Here is an 18,327-nt window from a genome sequence, read left to right as displayed (position 1 = left end):
TCCGAAAGTAGAACAAAATATCAAAAAATTGAAAAAATGTTCTACCGCTGACTCCAAATTCAGCTCGCGCGGCTCCGAAAGTAGAACAAAATATCCAAAATTTTGAAAAATGTTCTACTCGGTTACCTTCGTCAAAGCAGTGTGGACTAAAATTACGGGCAAATCTCAGAAATCAACCTTTTGCCCATAATCGAAGTCAGGTTCAGTGATTGAGCAGGTGATGCGCAGCACTGCATTTGGCAAAATCATTGTCATTTACGGACACATCGATGAAAATGGACGCTTTGTCCGTAAATGGACTGTCCCCAAAATGGCGATTACGGACAAAATGGTCAAAAATGGCCGTTTGTCCGTAAAAATTCAGACGTTTCGGACCTGGTTTTACGGACAAATGCTCCAAAAAGCCGGCTTTGTCCGTAAATCCGAGTGAAATCTTGGGGCGCTGCCCAAAAAAGAAAAAATTCGCGCCATCACGGCACGAATTTTAATCAATATTCAGTTGCGGCTGGTCTTCACACCTTGCATAATCGGGTTCCAGCTCGCATTCCCCCTATCGCAAGCAAGGACTCCTTGGACGAGACGAGCTCGCCTTCGGTCGCCCAAAGCTTGCGTACGGGGTCATGACCGCTCGGCTCCACACCTTTTACCTTAACAAGCTCGCCGCATCCTCATCCACGATAACAATCGCATCATCATGAGTTTGCAGAACGCTTGCAGGAACTTCTTCGGTCGGTTCTCCTTCAACCATTTTCTTGATTGCATCCGCCTTATCCTTGCCGTATGCCTCAAGCAAAACGGTCTTTGCCTGCATGATTTCGCCGATTCCCATCGAATATGCATACTTCGGAACGTCATTTTCGTTTTCGAAGTAGCGCGCATTTGCTGCAATCGTCGATTCCGTCAAGCGAATCTTTTGCGTCCTGCCGTCAAAAGCAGACCCCGGCTCATTAAACCCGATGTGTCCGTTGCGACCGATTCCAAGCAGCTGCAAGTCAACCGGATTTTCTGCGATAATCCTGCTGTAGCGTTCACATTCGACTTTTGCATCATCATTTTGGCCGTCAGGAAGATATGAATGAGCGAACGGCTTCTTTTCAAACAGATGCTTTTTCATGTAATAATGGTAGCTTTGTGGATTATCAGCCGGTAAGCCGACATATTCGTCAAGGTTTATTGAAATGCAGTTCGAAAAATCGAGGTCACTATCGCATAATTCCTGATAGGTCGTTTCAGGCGTGCCACCAGTTGCCAGGCCAAAAACGGTTGCTCCTTCGTCAAGTTTTTTCTTAAAAATTTCAAACGCTTTCTTTCCGCCTTCTGCTGCATTTTTAACAATAATAACTTTCATTTTGAATTCCTCCTCGAAAAAACTGTCACGCCCATATTGGTATAGACCAATTATATACCATAACTTCGAAACTTGCAACAGCTTTCATAACATCTTCAAAAATTGCACTCTCATCGCGAAGAAAACGGGTTAATCACACTTTATTTTTTAATAACGCGGAACGTAAAAAAAGAACCGAGCAAAACTCGGTCCTTTCAAGGAAGTATTTATATGGAAATCATCTTTAGAATTGATCAATCAACAACTGGCGAATCTCTTCCAAGCTTGGTTGGCGAGGGTTTGCCGTCGTGCATTGATCGTTGTAAACCAAATCGCACAATTTGTCCAAAGCGCCGTCAAAGGCTTCTTTAGTAACCCCGTTTGCCGAAAGCTTAGGATTTACGCCAACGGCTTTCATCAGTTCTTCAATCTTGTTGCACAATGATTCGACCAAATCAGCATCTGTTCTGCCCTTCAATCCAAGCGCACGCGCAATGTCTGCATAATCCTTTTGAGCACGATAAACTTCGTAGCGTGGGAACGGTGTTCTCTTGACTTTGCCAGATACACCGTTGAAACGAATCACGTGCTGCATCGCAATCGAAATCGCAAGACCGTGAGGAAGTCCGAATTCGCCGCCAGTCTTGTGAGCAAGCGAGTGATTGATGCCAAGGAAAGCATTTGCGAAGGCCATGCCGCCAAGAGTAGCCGCATAGTGCATGTTTTCGCGAGCAGTTTCGCCTTCAAGCGTAGGATTCTTAGGGTCATAATTGTAGGATTTTTCAAGGTTTTCAAATACGAGCTTGATTGCCTGAAGCGACCATGGGCGCGTGAAGTCTGAAGCCATTACGGAAACGTATGACTCAAGCGCATGTGACAGCGTATCGAGACCTGACCATGCAACTGTTCTCTTCGGAACCGTCATGACAAATTCAGGGTCGACGATTGCAACCTGAGGCGTCATTTCGTAGTCGGTCAACGGATACTTAACGTGCGTGTTGTCATCCGTAATAACCGCATACGGCGTAACTTCGGAACCGGTACCTGAAGTTGTCGGGATGCAGAAAAGTTTCGTGTGCGTGCCGTGATGGAACTTGACGATTCTCTTGCGGATATCAACGAATTTTTGCTGCAGACGAGTGAACAGTTCGCTGACTTTCTCGTAGCTTTCAAGGAAGCCAGGTTCTTGTTCAAGAGAGTATTCATAGATGTAGCGCGCAATCTTGGCAGCATCCATTGCGGAACCGCCACCGATGGCAATAACGGTATCCGGTTGGAATTCTTCCATCTGGCGTGCGATTTCCATCGTCTGTCCCAACGTCGGATCAGGATGAACAGTTCCGTAAAGGGATGTCTCTACCGGATTTTCGCGTGCTTCAAGCTCATCGTAAACCTTGTCAACGAAGCCGAATTTAACCATTCCAGGATCGGCAACGATCATTGCGCGATCAATGTGCTCCGTTTCGTCCGTCAAGTATGACAAGGCATTCTTTTCGTAGTAGATTTTTTCTGGCAAACGAACCCATTGAGGACGATTGCGACGTTTTGCGACCGTCTTGACATTCAACAGGTCTGAAGTTGATAAGTTGTGTGACAATGAATTCTTCCCCCATGAACCGGTTCCAAGCGTCAAAGATGGACGTAACGCATCCGTATAGATGTCGCCAATCCCACCGATTGAATCCGGTTGATTTACCAAGATGCGAGCAGCCTTTGTCTTGTCGGCAAATTCGTTTAAGAACGGATCTGCCTGAGAACCAATCTGAATGGCCGCATTGTGACCAGCGCCTTGGTAGTCGAGCAGTGCGGCAACGATCTTGATGCCGTCTTCTCTGTCTTTTGCCTTATAAACCGAAAGGAGCGGAGAAAGCTTTTCTGATGAGAGCTTTTCGCCGATGTTCTTCGAATCGAGTTCAAACATGATGACGTCTTTTCCTTCAGGCAAATCAATGCCGGCATTTTCGGCAATCCAACGAGCGGGCTTGCCGGCAACCGGTCCGTTGACGCCGTGCTTGTCATTGAAGACGAAATCAGCCAGCTTCTCGTAGTCTTTTCTAGGCAGCAAGTATGCGCCCTTTTCTTCCATCTTCTTCATCCAATCCTTGTAAACAGGTGCTTCGATGACGACCGAATTTTCGGTTGCACAAATCATCCCGTTGTCGAAACGCTTGGACAAAAGCAAGTCTTCAACCGCACGGTCAAGATGAGCCGTATGATCAACGAAAACTGCACCGTTGCCGGCGCCAACACCCATTGACGGGTTGCCCGACTTGAGTGCGGCATTGACCATTCCGGGACCGCCCGTTGCAAGAATCGATGCGATCTTTCTGTTTTGAATAAGCGCCGTCGTATTTTCAATTGACGGAGTCTCGACCCATTGAATGATGTTTTTCGGAGCTCCGGCTTCAACGGCTGCTTCATAAACGATTTGTGCAGCATGAACGGAACATTTTTGAGCCTGCGGATGGAAAGCAAAGACAATCGCATTTCTCGTCTTAAGCGCCATCAGAGATTTGAACATTGCCGTCGACGTCGGATTCGTCGTTGGGACGATGCCGGCTAAAACGCCAAGCGGTGCGGCAATTTGAACTTCTCCTTTGATTTTGTCTTCAGCGATGATTCCAACGGTTTTTTCATCCTTGATTGCGTTATAGATGTTTTCGGTTGCAAAACGATTCTTGGTATCCTTATCTTCAACGACGCCGCGATTTGTTTCCTCAACCGCTTCATGAGCAAGCATCAAAGCCGCCTCAGAACCAGCAAGCGCGGCTGCAGCAACGATTTTGTCAACTTGATCCTGCGTAAAATGCGCATATTCGCTTTCAGCAGCTGCTGCTTTATCAACGAGGGTATCGGTATACTTGCGAGCAGCTTCCATTCGTGCTGCTTTTTCTTCTTCAGTCAAAACTTTTTTCTTTGGCTTCGTAGCTTCTTTTTCCATTTATAATACCTCCCAAAAATCACTGGTTACACTTTCAGCATGTATGCAAGATTTTTGCAATGTGAAAAACTTCACTAATTATAATATATCTTTATGAGAGCGATTTCAAGCCTTTTTGGCAACTTTTTACAATTTTTTTATCGGCGCTTTTTGGCATAATCTCAACACCTTAGATTATATAAGCATTTTTAAATGTTATTTATATTGATTGTAATCGTAAAAAAACTTTGATCAATCACATTCCAATTGTGCAAAATTCACAAAAAAGCAGGAAAAATGAATACTGTATTTGCCATAAAATTTATGCTAATATTAAACTACCAAAAAGAAAGGAGCGGAGAAAAAATGATTATCTCTGATTTTTTCAATGTGTTGTTGTCAAGCGGTCTGACCATCTTTATTATTATCATCATCCTTGCGATCCTGATTGCTTCATATAAGAAAGCCAGTCCAAATGAAGTCTTGATCATCACCGGTGGATGTCTCGGAAAAAAGGGACCTTACTTGATTGAAGATCCCGAAACGCATACGCGCGTCAAAGTCGTCAAGGGCGGGGGCGCCTTTGTCATTCCGTTCATTCAGCAAGCCGAATTTCAAACGCTCGACACGTTCAACGTCGACGTTTCGGTCGAAGACATCATGACGATCGATGCGGTTCCGGTCGATGCGTCTGCCAACGCTTTGCTTCGCGTCGGCTCAACGCCGGAACTGATCGCCAAAGCTGCTGAAAAAACGCTCGGTTTGAGCGAAGAAGAACGCCAAAGCCAAATGATCGAAGTCGTTCGCGGCGGAGTTCGCGAAGTTTTGTCAGGACTGACACCGAAACAGGCAAATGATCGGGCCGAATTCCAGAATCAGGTCAGACAGAGCATCGAAGAAACCTTTGCCAATCTCGGCCTTGAAATCACGGCGCTTCAAATTACAAAAATCAGCGACAAAAATGGCTATTACGAATCTTTGAGCGCCAAGGAAATTGCCGATAAGCGTTCTTATGCGCGCCAAGCCAAGGCTGAAGCCGAAAAAGAAGCACAGCTTGTCGAAGTCAAAAACAAGCAGGAAGCACAGGAAGCACAGCTGCAGTCAAAACGCTACATTTCAGACAAGACCAAGGAAACGGACGTGGCAATTGCCCAAAACGATGCCCAGGTTCAAACCGAAAAAGCCAAGGCAGAGCAGGCCTATGCGATTGAAAAGGCAATCCAGGAGCAGACGCTTAAGGAAAAGGAGATTGTCGTTCGCGAAAACGAGTTGAAATCAACCGTAATCGCGCAGCAAAATGCTGAAGCACAGGCAGTCCAGATCAAAGCAGAAGCAGATGCCAATGCTTTGCGCATCAAGGCTCAGGCTGACAAGGACGCGCAAAATCTCAGCACCGATGCCAACGCCTATTCGATTCGCGAACAAGGTCAGGCCAGCGCTGACAAGATCCAGGTCGAAGGTCAGGCAAATGCCAAAGCGCAGGAGGCCATCGCCAAAGCGCTTGAACAAAACGGGCAAGTCGCTCTTGCCATGGCAATCATCGATAAACTGCCGGAAATTTCCGCATCCTATGCGCAAGCAGTCGCAAGCATCGATCAGCTGACCGTTTTCGACGGTGCTGCCGGAGTTTCAGGCCAAACCAACGAAGGATTGGCCCAATCTTTGGCATTCATCAAGGACGCGACCGGCATCGACGTGGCCGAACTCGTCAACAAGCGAGCTGATGGCACGACGACTTTGAATCGTCCGGTTCCCATTGAAGAAGATAAATAACAAAAATCAGCGATCCGTGCTTGTTTTGCAGCACGGATTTTTTGTCGCGTCTTTTTTCTCGCAAAATGCATAGCTCGTCTTTACACTGTCTTTTCGACCCAAAAAGACATGAAGCTTTTTTCGTCCATCGGTTTAAACGCTCAATTTGTTCCGAACGAAAGCCGGGTAGTCATTTTTCACGTCAAACAAAACATATGCTAAACTGTATTTGCAAGGGGGACTTAACATGAGTTACGTAATTCAAAAAAAGATTGCGAATGTTTTCAAAAAGCAAGTGTCAAAAAACGGCTTCGATCATGTCTCCGTGAGCTCGATCATGCGCGCAACAAATATCAGGCGCCAAACGTTTTACGAATGCTTCTTGGATAAATACGATCTGCTGCGTTGGCAAGTCAACGATACGCTAGAAGAAGTCATCGACAACAACATTGACTATTTGCCGTGGCAAAGCATCATGAAACTTTTCATCTATGAAGTCGATGCTAATCGCAGATACTATTTTGAATGCCTGAGTCAGCATGAAATTGACGTCTCAGACCTCTTCGCCCTTCATCTGACGGTTTTGCTGGCTCATATCATGGACCGAAAAAAACTGAACAAAAACAAAAAAGCTCGTGCAAGTATGTGGATAACCTGCCTTGGGATCTCCAATTCGATTATCCACAACACGCTTTCCAACGAGCCCGTCGATTATGAACTTTTGGTTGTGCAAGCCATTTATGCGGTGGAGTTTTCCTTCAACGTTTCCTAGCATCAATGTCTGCAATCGGAACGCATGCCGCCTCAAAACGGTCTGACCTCCAAAAAACTACCATTCCGGTGCATCGACCTTTGTTTTCAATGCCTTCAACCAATTTTCGTCCTTAATTTTGAGAAGAGTCAGAGAAATGCCCTTTATACCGAACGAAGTCAAAAACGTCCCCACCTTGTCGAACCCGATGCCGATTTCTTCAGCCTCTAACAGTTCGCAAACGTCATTGTTGAAAACAAGCTGCTCCATTTTCGTCACTTCTCCAAGAGAGTTGACAAGCACTGCATACGTGTCTTGAGACTTGAAGCCAAAACTCAGCTTGAGCTTTGAAATCAGCTCGCGTGCAAGCATTTCTGACGACTCAAAGCGCTCTTTGCGATAGCCTTCTTCGCCGTGAATCCCGATTCCGTAATAGATCTCGTTTTCTTTGAGCAAAAAATTGTCGCCTGAAAAAGCCACTCCAATCGTTTTGACGTTTTCTGAAAGTTTGTCCGCAACCTTTTGCAGTTCTTCGACAGAGGCGCCTTTTCTCGCATAATCTCCCAAAATTTTGTGGAAAAATACAGTGCCGGCAACGCCTCTGCGTCTTTTTTCAAATGATGCAGCGTCCACCGATATATCGTCTTTGACAATCGCCACCCCGACTTTCCACCCTGCATTTTCCAAAAAAAGACGTGCTTTGCAGAATTCATCCACATCTTTTTCAAAGTTTTTCACAATGTAGAAGACACGTTTTTTGCTTGTCAATTTCTGCGTGACTTCGACAATTTCTTTTGCGGTCGGCGGAACGAACAATTCGCCTGAAATTGCCCCTGCCAGCATTCCGTCGCCCACAAATCCCCAATGTGCCGGATCATGTCCGGACCCTCCGCCGGAAATCAACGGCACGATTTCGTCTTTAAAATTTCGATTGATGAACCCCCGCGTGCTTTCGACGTGCTTTAACATTGGATACGCCCGTTTGATACCTTCTTGAAGATCGTCAAGCATCGTTTTTTTCCCATTTGTTAATTTCATGACACTCACCTTCTCAGAAAATAGCATCTCTAACCCAATTATACATTTCCAACCGAGAAATTCACGGACAATTCTACAAAACTGTCCGCTTTATTTGTAAACGCGAACATTTTAGAATATAAGCGATAGATAAATCAGAACATTCATCGGAGGTAATTGACATGAAAAAAATTATCAACAACCCTGCTGACTGCGTCCCCGAAATGGTGGACGGCTTGGTCAGAACTTATCCACAGATCGTTGAACAAATTTCCGACACGGAAGCAGTCGTCAGAAGCGACAAGGCATCCATGAAAGGAAAAGTCGGCATCGTCAGCGGAGGCGGTTCCGGGCACGAGCCGACTCATGCCGGTTTCGTCGGAAAAGGGATGCTCAGCGCGGCCGTTTGCGGTCAAATCTTTACGTCCCCTACCCCTGATCAGATTTACGAAGCCATCAAAGCCTCAAATAGCGGAGCCGGAGTCTTCATGGTCGTCAAAAACTATTCCGGTGATGTGATGAACTTCGACATGGCAAAGGACATGGCCGAAATGGACGACATCAAAGTCAAGTCAATCGTTGTAGATGACGATATCGCTGTTGAAAACAGTTTGTATACGCAAGGAAGACGCGGCGTTGCCGGTACGATTTTTATGCACAAGATTCTCGGCTACTATGCACAAAACGGTGCCTCGCTGGATGAAATTGACAAGATCGCACACGTTGTCTTGCCAAACATCAAAACGATCGCAGTTGCACTATCCGCTGCAACCGTTCCGGAAGTCGGCCGGCCGGGGTTTGAACTTGCAGAAGACGAAATCGAATTCGGAGTCGGCATCCACAGCGAACCTGGCTATCGCAGAGAAAAGATTCAGCCGTCGCGCGCATTGGCAGCCGAACTTTTGGAAAAACTCGACGAAAAACTGTCGATGAACAAAGAGAAAAAATATGCGATGCTAGTCAACGGCATGGGCGCAACTCCTTTGATGGAACAGTACATCTTCAGTCACGACGTGCTAGATTTGCTTAATGAAAAAGGCATCGTGCCGGTCTTTTCAAAGGTTGGAAACTTTATGACGTCGCTTGACATGGCGGGCATTTCATTGACGCTATTTGAACTTAAGGATGACAAGTGGCTTGAGGCATTGAATGCCCCGGCCGAAACAATCGCATGGCAGAAAGGATGATTTTGATGGAACTCACAAAAGAATTGCTTGCAGAATGGATCAGTCGATTTTCTGAAAAAATCCAAAACAACAAAGGATATCTGAGCGATCTGGATGCTGCAATCGGTGACGGCGACCACGGAAACAACATGGCTCGCGGCATGCAGGCCGTTACGGAAAGTCTTGAAAAAAACGAAACCGCTGATACGACTCAGAGTCTGAAACTGATTGCCATGTCTTTGATCAGCAAAGTCGGCGGTGCTTCCGGACCTCTTTACGGCACTGCATTTCTCGAAATGGCCAAGGCAAGCAACGATACCAAAGATCTCGGCGAACTCTTGCAAGAGGCGCTTTCGGGCATCAAAAAGCGCGGCGGAGCACAGCCAAACGACAAGACGATGGTTGACGTTTGGAATAAAGTCGTTTCAAAGGCTGATGATTCATCTTTGACAAATGCGGACATCGAAGCTGCCGTAGAATCGACCAAAGACATGGTGGCCAAAAAAGGACGCGCTTCTTATCTTGGTGAGCGCTCGGTCGGGCACCTCGATCCCGGTGCCGTTTCAAGCGGATACCTCTTCGAAGCGCTTCTTGAAGCGGAGGAATCATTATGAAATATGGGATAACGCTTGTTTCGCACGTTGAAGAAATCGCTTATGGATTGCCGAAATTGCTGAAGCAGGTCGCACAAGAAGTTCCGATCACGTTTGCCGGCGGGACCTCTGACGGAGACGTCGGCACGAGCATGGAAAAAATTCTTGCGGCTTTTGAAAACAATGAAGCTGATGAGATTTTGGCATTTTATGATTTAGGCAGTTCAAAAATGAATCTTGAATTGGCTAGCGAGATGACTGCAAAAAAGATTCATCTTTACGATACGGCTTTTATCGAAGGAGCATATACGGCCGCAACGCTGCTTCAGGCAAACGTTGCATTGCCGGAGATTGAAAAGCAGCTTGAAGAATTGAAAATAAAATAATTTGGGGGTGTCGATCATGTTAGGATTTACAGGTGAGTTTTTAGGAACAATGGTTTTAATCATTCTTGGCGTTGGATGTTGTGCAGGCGTCAACCTCAAAGGAAGCTATGCCAAGGGATCAGACTGGACGTTTGTCTGCTTGGCTTGGGGCATGGCCGTTACTTTCGGAGTTTACGTTGCCGGAAACTTCGGTTCTCAAGGTCATCTCAACCCCGCCGTTACTTTAGGATTTGCAGCATTTGGATTCTTTCCGATAAAATCGGTTCTTCCGTACCTTCTCGGTCAATTCCTCGGTGCATTTGTCGGTGCGGCAATCGTCATTATTCACTATGAACCACATTTTCAAGCCGCCAAATCCAGTGCTGAAGGCAACAGCGTCGGTATTTTTGCAACAGGTCCAGCAATCAAAAATCCGCTTTATAATTTCTTGAGCGAAATGATTGCAACGTTTACGTTCGTTTTCTGTCTGCTTAATCTTGGTGATTTTACAAAGGGGCTCAAGCCACTGATCGTCGGGTTGCTAATCATGGTCATCGGGCAGGCTTTAGGCGGAACCACTGGATTTGCCTTGAACCCTGCCCGCGATTTTGCGCCAAGGCTGGCATATGCGATTCTTCCCGTTCCAAACAAGGGGGATGCCAATTGGGAATATGCGTGGGTACCCGTTTTTGGCCCGATTTCGGGCGGAATTGCCGCAGCATTTTTGCAAATGCTTCTTTAAAGATGTTTTTCTGCTTAATCCGAAGATTGTGTCAAAAAACTTGAACAAAGCATCTTTTTAAAAAGGCAACGCTGCTCAACCAATTCAGCAAAAATTTCATCCAGATTTACGGACAAAGCGTCAATTTTTGATGATTTGTCCGTAAATTTTGGGCCATTATGACGAGGAATTACGGACAAAAGCGGTTATGCCCGTATAATGGTGTAAATTGATAAAAAAAGAGAGCCAAGTGCTCATCTCCCAGGTATAATTTAAACTAACCAAAAAAACTAAAAATACTAGGAGGATGAACAATGTCTCAATTAAATATTACATTAAATCAAGAGGAAATTCTACAGCTTCTTTCAAAGGATCACGATCAGGCGTTTCGTGAGCTGCTTCGTAAAAGTCTCAATAGTATTCTGATGGCGGAATCCACTGCTCAGCTCAAGGCTGAGCCTTATGAACGGTCAGAAGAACGCACGGACAGCCGCAACGGCACTCGAGAACGCGAGCTCAAGACACGGATAGGCAAAATCACCTTAACCGTGCCGAGACACCGCAATATTCCTTTTAAGACTCTTGTCTTCGATAACTATTCCAGAAGCGAAGCTGCCTTGATTGCCAGTATGGCGGAGATGGTTGTCAGCGGTGTAGCGACACGGAAAGTGTCGAATATCATGGAAACTCTATGCGGAACAACATTTTCCAAATCATCGGTTTCAGAAGTATGCAAGGACTTGATTGAAAAGGTCAACGAATTCAAGGACAGACCATTGACTGGAAAATACCCGTTTTTAACAGTGGATGCAACCTACTTCAAGGTCAGGGAAAAACACAGAATTGTTTCCAAATCGTTTATGATCGTTTATGGAACAAATCAGGAAGGACACCGTGAAATTCTTGGATTTGAAGTATATGACAACGAATCCAAAGGTACCTGGAATTCCTTTCTCCAAAAACTGAAAAAACGTGGTCTCCAAGGGCTTTTGATGATCACTTCTGATGCTCATGAAGGCATTCAGGATGCCATCAGTAATGTATTTCCCGAGGTTCCATGGCAAAGATGCCAGTTTCATTTTGACATGAACATTTCGGGAAAATCACCAAAAAAATATCAGGCAGGCATCAGAGCCGAACTTCAGGAAATGTGGAACTGCGATACCATAGAAGCCGCACAGAAAAAGCGGGACTCCATCATCGCTGACTACAGAGACGTTGCTGAATCTGCCATGTCATGCCTTGATGAAGGCTTTGAAAGTGCCATGACCGTCATGGCGCTCCCCAAGAATTTGCGGAGATATTTCAGAACATCAAACCATATAGAAAGACTGAACAAAGAGCTGAAGCGACGTTCTTCCATCATCGGAATCTTCCCGAATGAAGAATCGCTGATACGGCTGATGGGTTCCGTTTTGTTGGAAAGAAACGATGCTGTGATCGCGAAGAAGGCAATATTCAGTCCGGCGAACTATACATTGATGGCCAATTCCAAGACAGTTGCTGAACTCAAAAAATTGGCGGAGGAACAACAAAAACTAAGAGCTGCGTAAGGTGTATCACTCTTTCCGAAGCTGTCAAGGGAACCTCTTCGAGGTGCGCAGATGGCGCACCCTTGACAGCTCCTTCAAGAGTGATAGTGGACAGACATGGATGCATTCGCATCCCCTGCACAACTGGTGCCTGGGAAAAAATATTTTACACACAAATTAGGACTTGACTGAGGATTTACGGACAAAGCCGGCTTTTTAGAGCATTTGTCCGTAAAACTGGGTATGAAACATCTGAATTTTTACGGACAAACTGCCATTTTTGACCATTTTGTCCGTAAACTACAGTGTTTTTGTCGAATGCAGCGCTCGCTCAGTCAGAACGTCTATGCAAGATTAAGGACAATTCCCATTTTCGGTTTGAGCCACGATTTTCCCATCCTCGAGACCTTTCGAATTCAATCGTGTCAAATGCCCATTAAAAAAACGGGCACTTTAACGCGTCCGTTTCACTGGTTCAAAAATGTGCAAGTCAAAGACTTGCTTCGATATAATGGCTGAGGGTCTGTTGACCTTCGTATGAAAAAGAAATTTCGTTCCGACTTTTCAGAACGTTTTCATTATATGATCTGATATTTGAAAGGACAAGCTGTTAACGATAACAAGTCTCCAAGCCCGGATCATTGTACCCACTTTACAAATTAGTACCAATATATTAAAATGTCATATAAAGAAAACGTTTACTCGAAATTAACGGAGGCATTTTATGAAAAAAACAGCAGATGACATTAAAAAGGAACAGAGCCTGAGCTTTATGTACTTCAATCGTTTCCTGATGCTGCGATATTTCACGGCATTCATGTTCTTTACAAATCTCTACTGGTTCGGAATGGCCCTGACATGCAGAAGCTGGTCAGCAGTCCTGCCGTTTTTGCTGATGATTGGCGGAATTGCCGTAACACTGGAACTGACTTCCAAGCTTCATACCAAAAAGAGTGCTGTTCCAGTCAGCAAAGGTTATTACATTGCACAGATTTCGGTCAACCTTGCAATCATCCTGATTTCGATGACGCCGGCATATTCTTTGTTTCTTCCGTTCTTGAACGGTAAGGGCCAGTTTTATGTCATCGGAATTGCCTTGCTTGGAATTCTGATGTCCGTCATGGTGCTCTTGAAGATCAAAAAAATCGCCAACGACCAGGACCGACAGTTCAAAGTCATCAAAATGTTTGAGAAAACAAATTAGACAAAATTTGAAAAAAGCAGGACAGAATGCGTTTTAAGCACTTCCGCCCTGCTTTTTATTTTCCCCGTTAAATTGTCAGCCAACACTGCATTTTACAAATTTATATTTTTCAAACTTTAAATTGATTCTAAAAAATCTAATGTATTTGCATATTTTTAGCCAAAATGATTGTATATACTTATCTTCGTGGAAATATTGGTACAATTTCTTGTTGGAAGCCCTTTACAAAATGATCCCAACCGATTATACTGGAAAATGTAAATAAGGGAAGCGCTTACTATTTACAATCATCAATCATTCACTGCATCCGCAGTTAGTCTGTGCGTATCAAACTGCAATTATTCATTCGTACATGAAATGCGGATGCCGGTCCTAAGGAGATCTTTATTATGGCTGAAAAAGAAAGCAACTTCACAGGCTGGCTTAATGAGAAGATTCTTCCAAAAGTCGGCAAATTCGCCAATACACGTTTTGTCCGCGCCGTCATGGGTGCCGGCTACAGCATCATCGCCTTCACGATCGTCGGATCGATGTTCCTCGTCCTGAGCGTTCTCACTCAGGTCATCACGGTCCCGGCTTTCGTTGATTTTTACAACAGCACGCTTGGGCGCTTCAATAATCTCTTTACCGTTATCTATAATGCTACGCTAGGAATCACCGCCCTCTTCTTTACGGAATCTTTTGCTTACAGCTACACGAAAATCTATCAACAAGAAGAAAACCTTGATATTTCACCGTTGAGCGGTGCCTTTCTTTCATTGTTCGCATTGTTCGTCACCGTTCCGCAGCTTGTTTGGAAAAACGGCTCTGCACAATTTTTGACAGACACGAAAAATGCCGTTTTCTCCGGCTACGCGGTCAGTGGCTCCGGTCTTACGCGCATCGGTGCAACCGGTATTTTCACAGGACTCATCATCAGCATCTTGTCAGTTCAGATCTACCGTCTCTGCGTAAAAAAGGGCTGGTCGATCAAGATGCCAAACTCTGTTCCAAAGGGCGTTGCGGATTCGTTCACGTCGCTTATTCCAGGTTTCGTGATTGCATTCGTCGTTTTGATCATCGATGCCATTTTGATCATGTGCCATACTGACATCTTCAACTTGCTTTACATTCCGTTCTCATTCGTATCAGGATTGGTCGATACATGGTGGGGCGTTTTGATCATCGTCTTCTTGATTCATTTCCTTTGGTTCTTCGGTATCCACGGCGCAACGATCATTACGAGCTTCACGGGCTCATTCGCTTTGGCAAATATGGTCTCCAACGTTGACGGTGGTTTCCATGTCTTTGCCGGTGACTTCATCAACTCTTTCATCACGGTCGGTGGTTCAGGTGCTACGCTTGGTACAGCTTTGTACATGGCTTTCATGGCCAGGTCGCGCCAAATTCGTGAACTCGGCAAAGTGGCAGTCGTTCCTGGCATTTTCAACATCAACGAGCCTTTGCTCTTCGGTTTGCCGATCGTCTACAATATTAATTTGGTCATTCCGTTCGTTTTGGCACCAATGGCAAGTGCCATGGTCGGCTACCTTGCAATTGCAACGCACTTCGTTCCAAAAATTACTGCCCAACAACCATGGCCGACGCCCGTTGGTCTGAGCGGTTTCATCGCAACGCAAAGCTGGCAAGGTGCACTTGTATCGGTTCTTGCCACAGTTGTCGCCGCAGCAATCTGGTTCCCGTTCATCCGCAGCTATGACTTGAAACTTGCTAAAAAAGAGGCAGAAGGAGCAACGGAAGCTTAACGCCAAAATACCAAAAAAGCTTAGGATCTCAATTTTTGAGAACTTAGGCTTTTTTTTATAAAGTTTCAATCCATGCATCAATTTCCTCAAGCGGTGTAACCAGCCTGCTTGGTTCAACGAGCGGCGTAAATTCGATAATTTCGGAACTTTCAACATATGTATTGGGTGATATGCGCTTCATCTCATCATCGACGTTGAGCGGGATTCCTGAATCTGTCACAAAAACAGTTATCCTTTCAAGCGCTGCATTTTTCAAAAAGGACTCGACGCAAGGAGGAGCGTGATACCACCAAGTCGGCATCCCCAAAATCACCTTGTCATACTTTGACAAATCGACTTCAAGCTGTTTGATCGGCCGCATAGTCTCGTTGTCCGTCTCATTTTGTCCGATTTCCATCACTTCCTGGAGATTTTCCGGGTACGGTTCAATCGGCTCTATTTTGCAGATGTCCGCTCCCGTCTTTTCAGCAATACGCTTGGCTATCGACTCTGTATTCCCGAATTCAGAGAAATAAAGCACTAACTTTCCCAAAACGATCCCTCCATAGCTTAGATATTGATTATGATAGCATAATTTCTTTTTGAAATAAACTAAAAACAGCCTCGATGCGAGACTGTTCTTCAATACTGTCTTAATTGAATCCGTAGATTTTGCGGGCCATGCGGTAAACGTCAACAGCAGCTCTTCTGCCCAATTTGCCCGGAAGATGCAGGCCCATCCCCAAGGCTCCTCGCATCAGTTTATGATACAGCTTAGGGTTCTTTTCTTTGATGTAGTGCCAAAGCTCCTTTTTCTTATTCAACGCTTCCCTTGATCCGTCTCTGATCAGCAAGATCGACGAAACGGAAGTAATTACTTCAACATACTTTTCCATATACTTGCCGATATGCGACTTCATCTCGACGTTATCCGTGTAATAATCAATCATTCGCTTGTTGACAAAAATCTGCTGATCGATTCTTCCAATCATGACTTTTTCGTTCACGGACTGATCCTCGCGCCCGATGAAGTAGTGATAAAGCGTAACGTCCAGATAATACATGTTCTTTACGTATTGGAGCGGTTCGAACACGTATAGATTATCAACGTAGAAAGTATGTGCCGGCAATTTGAGCTTAGCCTCGTCACGAACAAGCGTCGTCCGATAGATTACGGAGTGCATCAATAAGTACTTTCCAAACGGAAAATGAGTATCTTCCCATGTGAAAATGCAGTTCGTCGGAACGCATTTGCGATATTGCATGATTTTCTTGTGCTTGACGTTTTGCTTGTCATACATATAATTCGTAATCAGCATGTCAAGCTGCATGTCTTCTTCAATTGATTTTCTGAGAAATTCCATCACCTTCGGAAATGCCTTTCCATCCAGCCAGTCATCGCTGTCAACTACGCGCACATAATGCCCGGTCGCATGTTCAATCCCCGTATTCACAGCCTGTCCGTGCCCCCCGTTTTCCTGATGCACGGCCTTGATGATTCCCGAATAGCGTGCTTGATAATTGTCAACTTTTTCAGGTGTCTTGTCCTTCGAACCGTCATCTACCAAAATGATTTCAACGTCAGATCCGCCCAACAGCAATGACTGAACGCAGCGATCCATGTAGGCGGCTGAATTGTAACAAGGCACTACGATGCTCAATGTTTTCAATGTAATACCTTCCCTTTTTCTAATTGTCCACTTAGTCAAATATAGCAAACATAAAACATCTCGGCAAGTTCTGAACGAATGTTTTCAGAAAATAACTTGACGTTTTATCAATTCTTAACTAAAATCAAGTTTATTCGTTAAAGCTTTCTAAAGGATGTGTCTTCGTGATCTACTTACGCGGCATCCTGATTGGATTTGCCTTCGTAACACCAATCGGAATGCAAAATATCTATATGTTCAACAATGCGCTTTCAAACAAAATGAGCAAAGCGCTTTTATATAACTTCTTGGTTTGGTTTTGTGACGCACTGTTTTCGTTTGCTGCATTTTACGGCATCGGCGCGCTGATTTCAGCTAATGAAATCGTTAAAATTATCGTCATGCTCGTTGGCGGCGCACTGACGTCTTACATCGGCTTCAATATTATTCGTTCTGCCAAACAGACTGCCATTGGTTCAGATTCAAAAAAACAAACGCTTAAACAAGCTTTGATGACTGCTCTCATCGTCAGTTGGGGAAATCCTCAAGCCATGATCGACGGTACCATGATGCTTGGCGCAAGTCGTGCCACTTTGACGTTTGAACAAAGCATCCTCTTTATTACCGGTGTCATAACCGCTAGTTTCATTTGGGATCACGGAATTACGATCGGTTTTAATCTGCTTCGCGACAAACTTCCGAAAAAGTTTTTGTTGGCAATCAACCTAATCAGCGGAATCATCGTTGCCGTCTACGGTCTGTATCTGATTTTAACAGGCATCACAGAAATCCATCAGAACGTATAAATATACTTTAATTTTTCTAAACTAATTTTATTGACTTCAGCCGGAACCTATATTACAATAAAATAGTTTCCTATGGCTGGAAACTGAAGGATAACTTCCCTTCACCTTTTCTATTTTTTATCGCTTGTAATGATTGTATCCCCTAATGCAATCATTCACTTGGTCCGATTCTTCGTCAGATGCACTTTTTACACGTGCTCCCCTAGTCTGGCGAGAACGGGCTTTTTTTCAAGGCGTGGAAGCGAGCGCTCATGACTCCACACGCAAGCTTGGGGCGACCGAAGGCGAGCTTGCCTCGTCCAGGGAGTCCTTGCTTGCGATAGGGGGAATGCGAGCTGGAACACGATTAGGACAAGGTGTGGAAGCGAGCGGTCATTACTCAGTACAACTGAATATTGATTAAAATACGTGCCATGATGGCGCGAATTTTTTCTTATTCTGGGCGGCACGCCAAGATCTCATTCAAATTTACGGACAAAGCGTCCATTTTCAGCGATGCGTCCGTAAACGGCAGTGATTTTGCCAAATGCAGTGCTGCGCATCACCTACTCAATCACTGCATCTGAGTCAGGTTGCGAGCAAAACGGTGATTTCTGAGATGTGCCCGTAATCTGAGTCCACACTGTTTTTGGCGAAGGTAACCGAGTAGAATATTTTTTCAATTTTGGATGATTTTGTTCTACTTTCGAGACTGCGCGAACCGGATTTGGAGAGTCCGGTAGACAAAAATCAGACATTTATCACGGTTTTTGTCTACTTTCGAGACCGCGCGCCCCGATTTTGGAGAGTCCGGTAGATAA

General features: G+C 45.0%; 15 protein-coding genes. 10 read left to right on the top strand and 5 right to left on the bottom strand.

Features of this window, described 5'->3' with window-relative positions:
* Nucleotides 1–643: 643 nt before the first annotated feature.
* Together nagB and adhE are read right to left on the bottom strand one after the other, a co-directional pair.
* Nucleotides 644–1,348: a glucosamine-6-phosphate deaminase gene (nagB, locus tag BMZ95_RS05335; RefSeq protein WP_014074141.1), complete on the bottom strand. Its 705-nt coding sequence runs from the start codon at nucleotides 1,346–1,348 to the stop codon at nucleotides 644–646.
* A 223-nt stretch (nucleotides 1,349–1,571) separates the two neighbouring features.
* Nucleotides 1,572–4,268 (bottom strand): bifunctional acetaldehyde-CoA/alcohol dehydrogenase, encoded by a 2,697-nt coding sequence (gene adhE / locus BMZ95_RS05330; RefSeq protein ID WP_046922647.1) that lies wholly within the window; start codon nucleotides 4,266–4,268, stop codon nucleotides 1,572–1,574.
* Between the two features lie 345 nt (nucleotides 4,269–4,613).
* On the opposite strand from adhE, the gene BMZ95_RS05325 reads away from it, so the two are divergent.
* A complete protein-coding gene (locus BMZ95_RS05325) occupies nucleotides 4,614–6,020 on the top strand; it encodes a flotillin family protein (RefSeq protein ID WP_014074143.1) in 1,407 nt (468 codons plus the stop codon).
* 226 nt (nucleotides 6,021–6,246) lie between these two features.
* Complete coding sequence (gene dhaS, locus BMZ95_RS05320) at nucleotides 6,247–6,771, top strand: dihydroxyacetone kinase transcriptional activator DhaS (protein ID WP_014074144.1); 525 nt, start codon at nucleotides 6,247–6,249, stop codon at nucleotides 6,769–6,771.
* A 57-nt stretch (nucleotides 6,772–6,828) separates the two neighbouring features.
* On the opposite strand, the gene dhaQ is transcribed toward dhaS, so the two are convergent.
* Nucleotides 6,829–7,788 (bottom strand): DhaKLM operon coactivator DhaQ, encoded by a 960-nt coding sequence (dhaQ, locus tag BMZ95_RS05315; RefSeq protein WP_046922646.1) that lies wholly within the window; start codon nucleotides 7,786–7,788, stop codon nucleotides 6,829–6,831.
* Nucleotides 7,789–7,949: 161 nt separating this feature from the next.
* Here dhaQ and dhaK point away from each other — a divergent pair, with 161 nt between their 5' ends.
* The 7 genes from dhaK to celB all read left to right on the top strand — a co-directional run bounded on the left by dhaK (nucleotide 7,950) and on the right by celB (nucleotide 15,093).
* Nucleotides 7,950–8,954 carry a dihydroxyacetone kinase subunit DhaK gene (gene dhaK / locus BMZ95_RS05310; RefSeq protein WP_046922645.1) on the top strand — a complete coding sequence of 335 codons (1,005 nt, stop codon included), beginning with the start codon at nucleotides 7,950–7,952 and terminating at the stop codon, nucleotides 8,952–8,954.
* A gap of 5 nt (nucleotides 8,955–8,959) precedes the next feature.
* Nucleotides 8,960–9,547 (top strand): dihydroxyacetone kinase subunit DhaL, encoded by a 588-nt coding sequence (gene dhaL / locus BMZ95_RS05305; RefSeq protein WP_014074147.1) that lies wholly within the window; start codon nucleotides 8,960–8,962, stop codon nucleotides 9,545–9,547.
* Nucleotides 9,544–9,912, top strand: coding sequence for a dihydroxyacetone kinase phosphoryl donor subunit DhaM (gene dhaM / locus BMZ95_RS05300; protein WP_014074148.1), 369 nt, complete (start codon nucleotides 9,544–9,546; stop codon nucleotides 9,910–9,912). Before dhaL ends, dhaM begins: the two co-directional genes overlap by 4 nt.
* A 16-nt stretch (nucleotides 9,913–9,928) precedes the next feature.
* Nucleotides 9,929–10,633, top strand: coding sequence for an MIP/aquaporin family protein (locus tag BMZ95_RS05295; protein WP_046922644.1), 705 nt, complete (start codon nucleotides 9,929–9,931; stop codon nucleotides 10,631–10,633).
* 293 nt (nucleotides 10,634–10,926) lie between these two features.
* Nucleotides 10,927–12,165, top strand: coding sequence for an IS256 family transposase (locus tag BMZ95_RS05290; RefSeq protein ID WP_074786489.1), 1,239 nt, complete (start codon nucleotides 10,927–10,929; stop codon nucleotides 12,163–12,165).
* A 703-nt stretch (nucleotides 12,166–12,868) separates the two neighbouring features.
* Nucleotides 12,869–13,348, top strand: a complete 480-nt coding sequence (locus tag BMZ95_RS05280) for a hypothetical protein (RefSeq protein WP_014074151.1) — start codon at nucleotides 12,869–12,871, stop codon at nucleotides 13,346–13,348.
* Between the two features lie 389 nt (nucleotides 13,349–13,737).
* Nucleotides 13,738–15,093 (top strand): PTS cellobiose transporter subunit IIC, encoded by a 1,356-nt coding sequence (celB, locus tag BMZ95_RS05275; protein ID WP_014074152.1) that lies wholly within the window; start codon nucleotides 13,738–13,740, stop codon nucleotides 15,091–15,093.
* Nucleotides 15,094–15,148: 55 nt separating this feature from the next.
* Here celB and BMZ95_RS05270 read toward each other — a convergent pair whose 3' ends face one another.
* A complete protein-coding gene (locus BMZ95_RS05270) occupies nucleotides 15,149–15,625 on the bottom strand; it encodes a flavodoxin (protein ID WP_225354954.1) in 477 nt (158 codons plus the stop codon).
* Nucleotides 15,626–15,725: 100 nt separating this feature from the next.
* Nucleotides 15,726–16,742 carry a glycosyltransferase family 2 protein gene (locus tag BMZ95_RS05265; protein ID WP_014074154.1) on the bottom strand — a complete coding sequence of 339 codons (1,017 nt, stop codon included), beginning with the start codon at nucleotides 16,740–16,742 and terminating at the stop codon, nucleotides 15,726–15,728.
* A 164-nt stretch (nucleotides 16,743–16,906) separates the two neighbouring features.
* Here BMZ95_RS05265 and BMZ95_RS05260 point away from each other — a divergent pair, with 164 nt between their 5' ends.
* Nucleotides 16,907–17,527 carry a LysE/ArgO family amino acid transporter gene (locus BMZ95_RS05260; RefSeq protein ID WP_014074155.1) on the top strand — a complete coding sequence of 207 codons (621 nt, stop codon included), beginning with the start codon at nucleotides 16,907–16,909 and terminating at the stop codon, nucleotides 17,525–17,527.
* Nucleotides 17,528–18,327: the final 800 nt, after the last annotated feature.

It is taken from the genome of Ligilactobacillus ruminis DSM 20403 = NBRC 102161 (assembly GCF_900113455.1).
Classification (GTDB): Bacteria; Bacillota; Bacilli; order Lactobacillales; family Lactobacillaceae; genus Ligilactobacillus; species Ligilactobacillus ruminis.
Note: the sequence above shows the minus strand (reverse complement) of the source record. Positions and strands in the feature narration are given on the sequence as shown.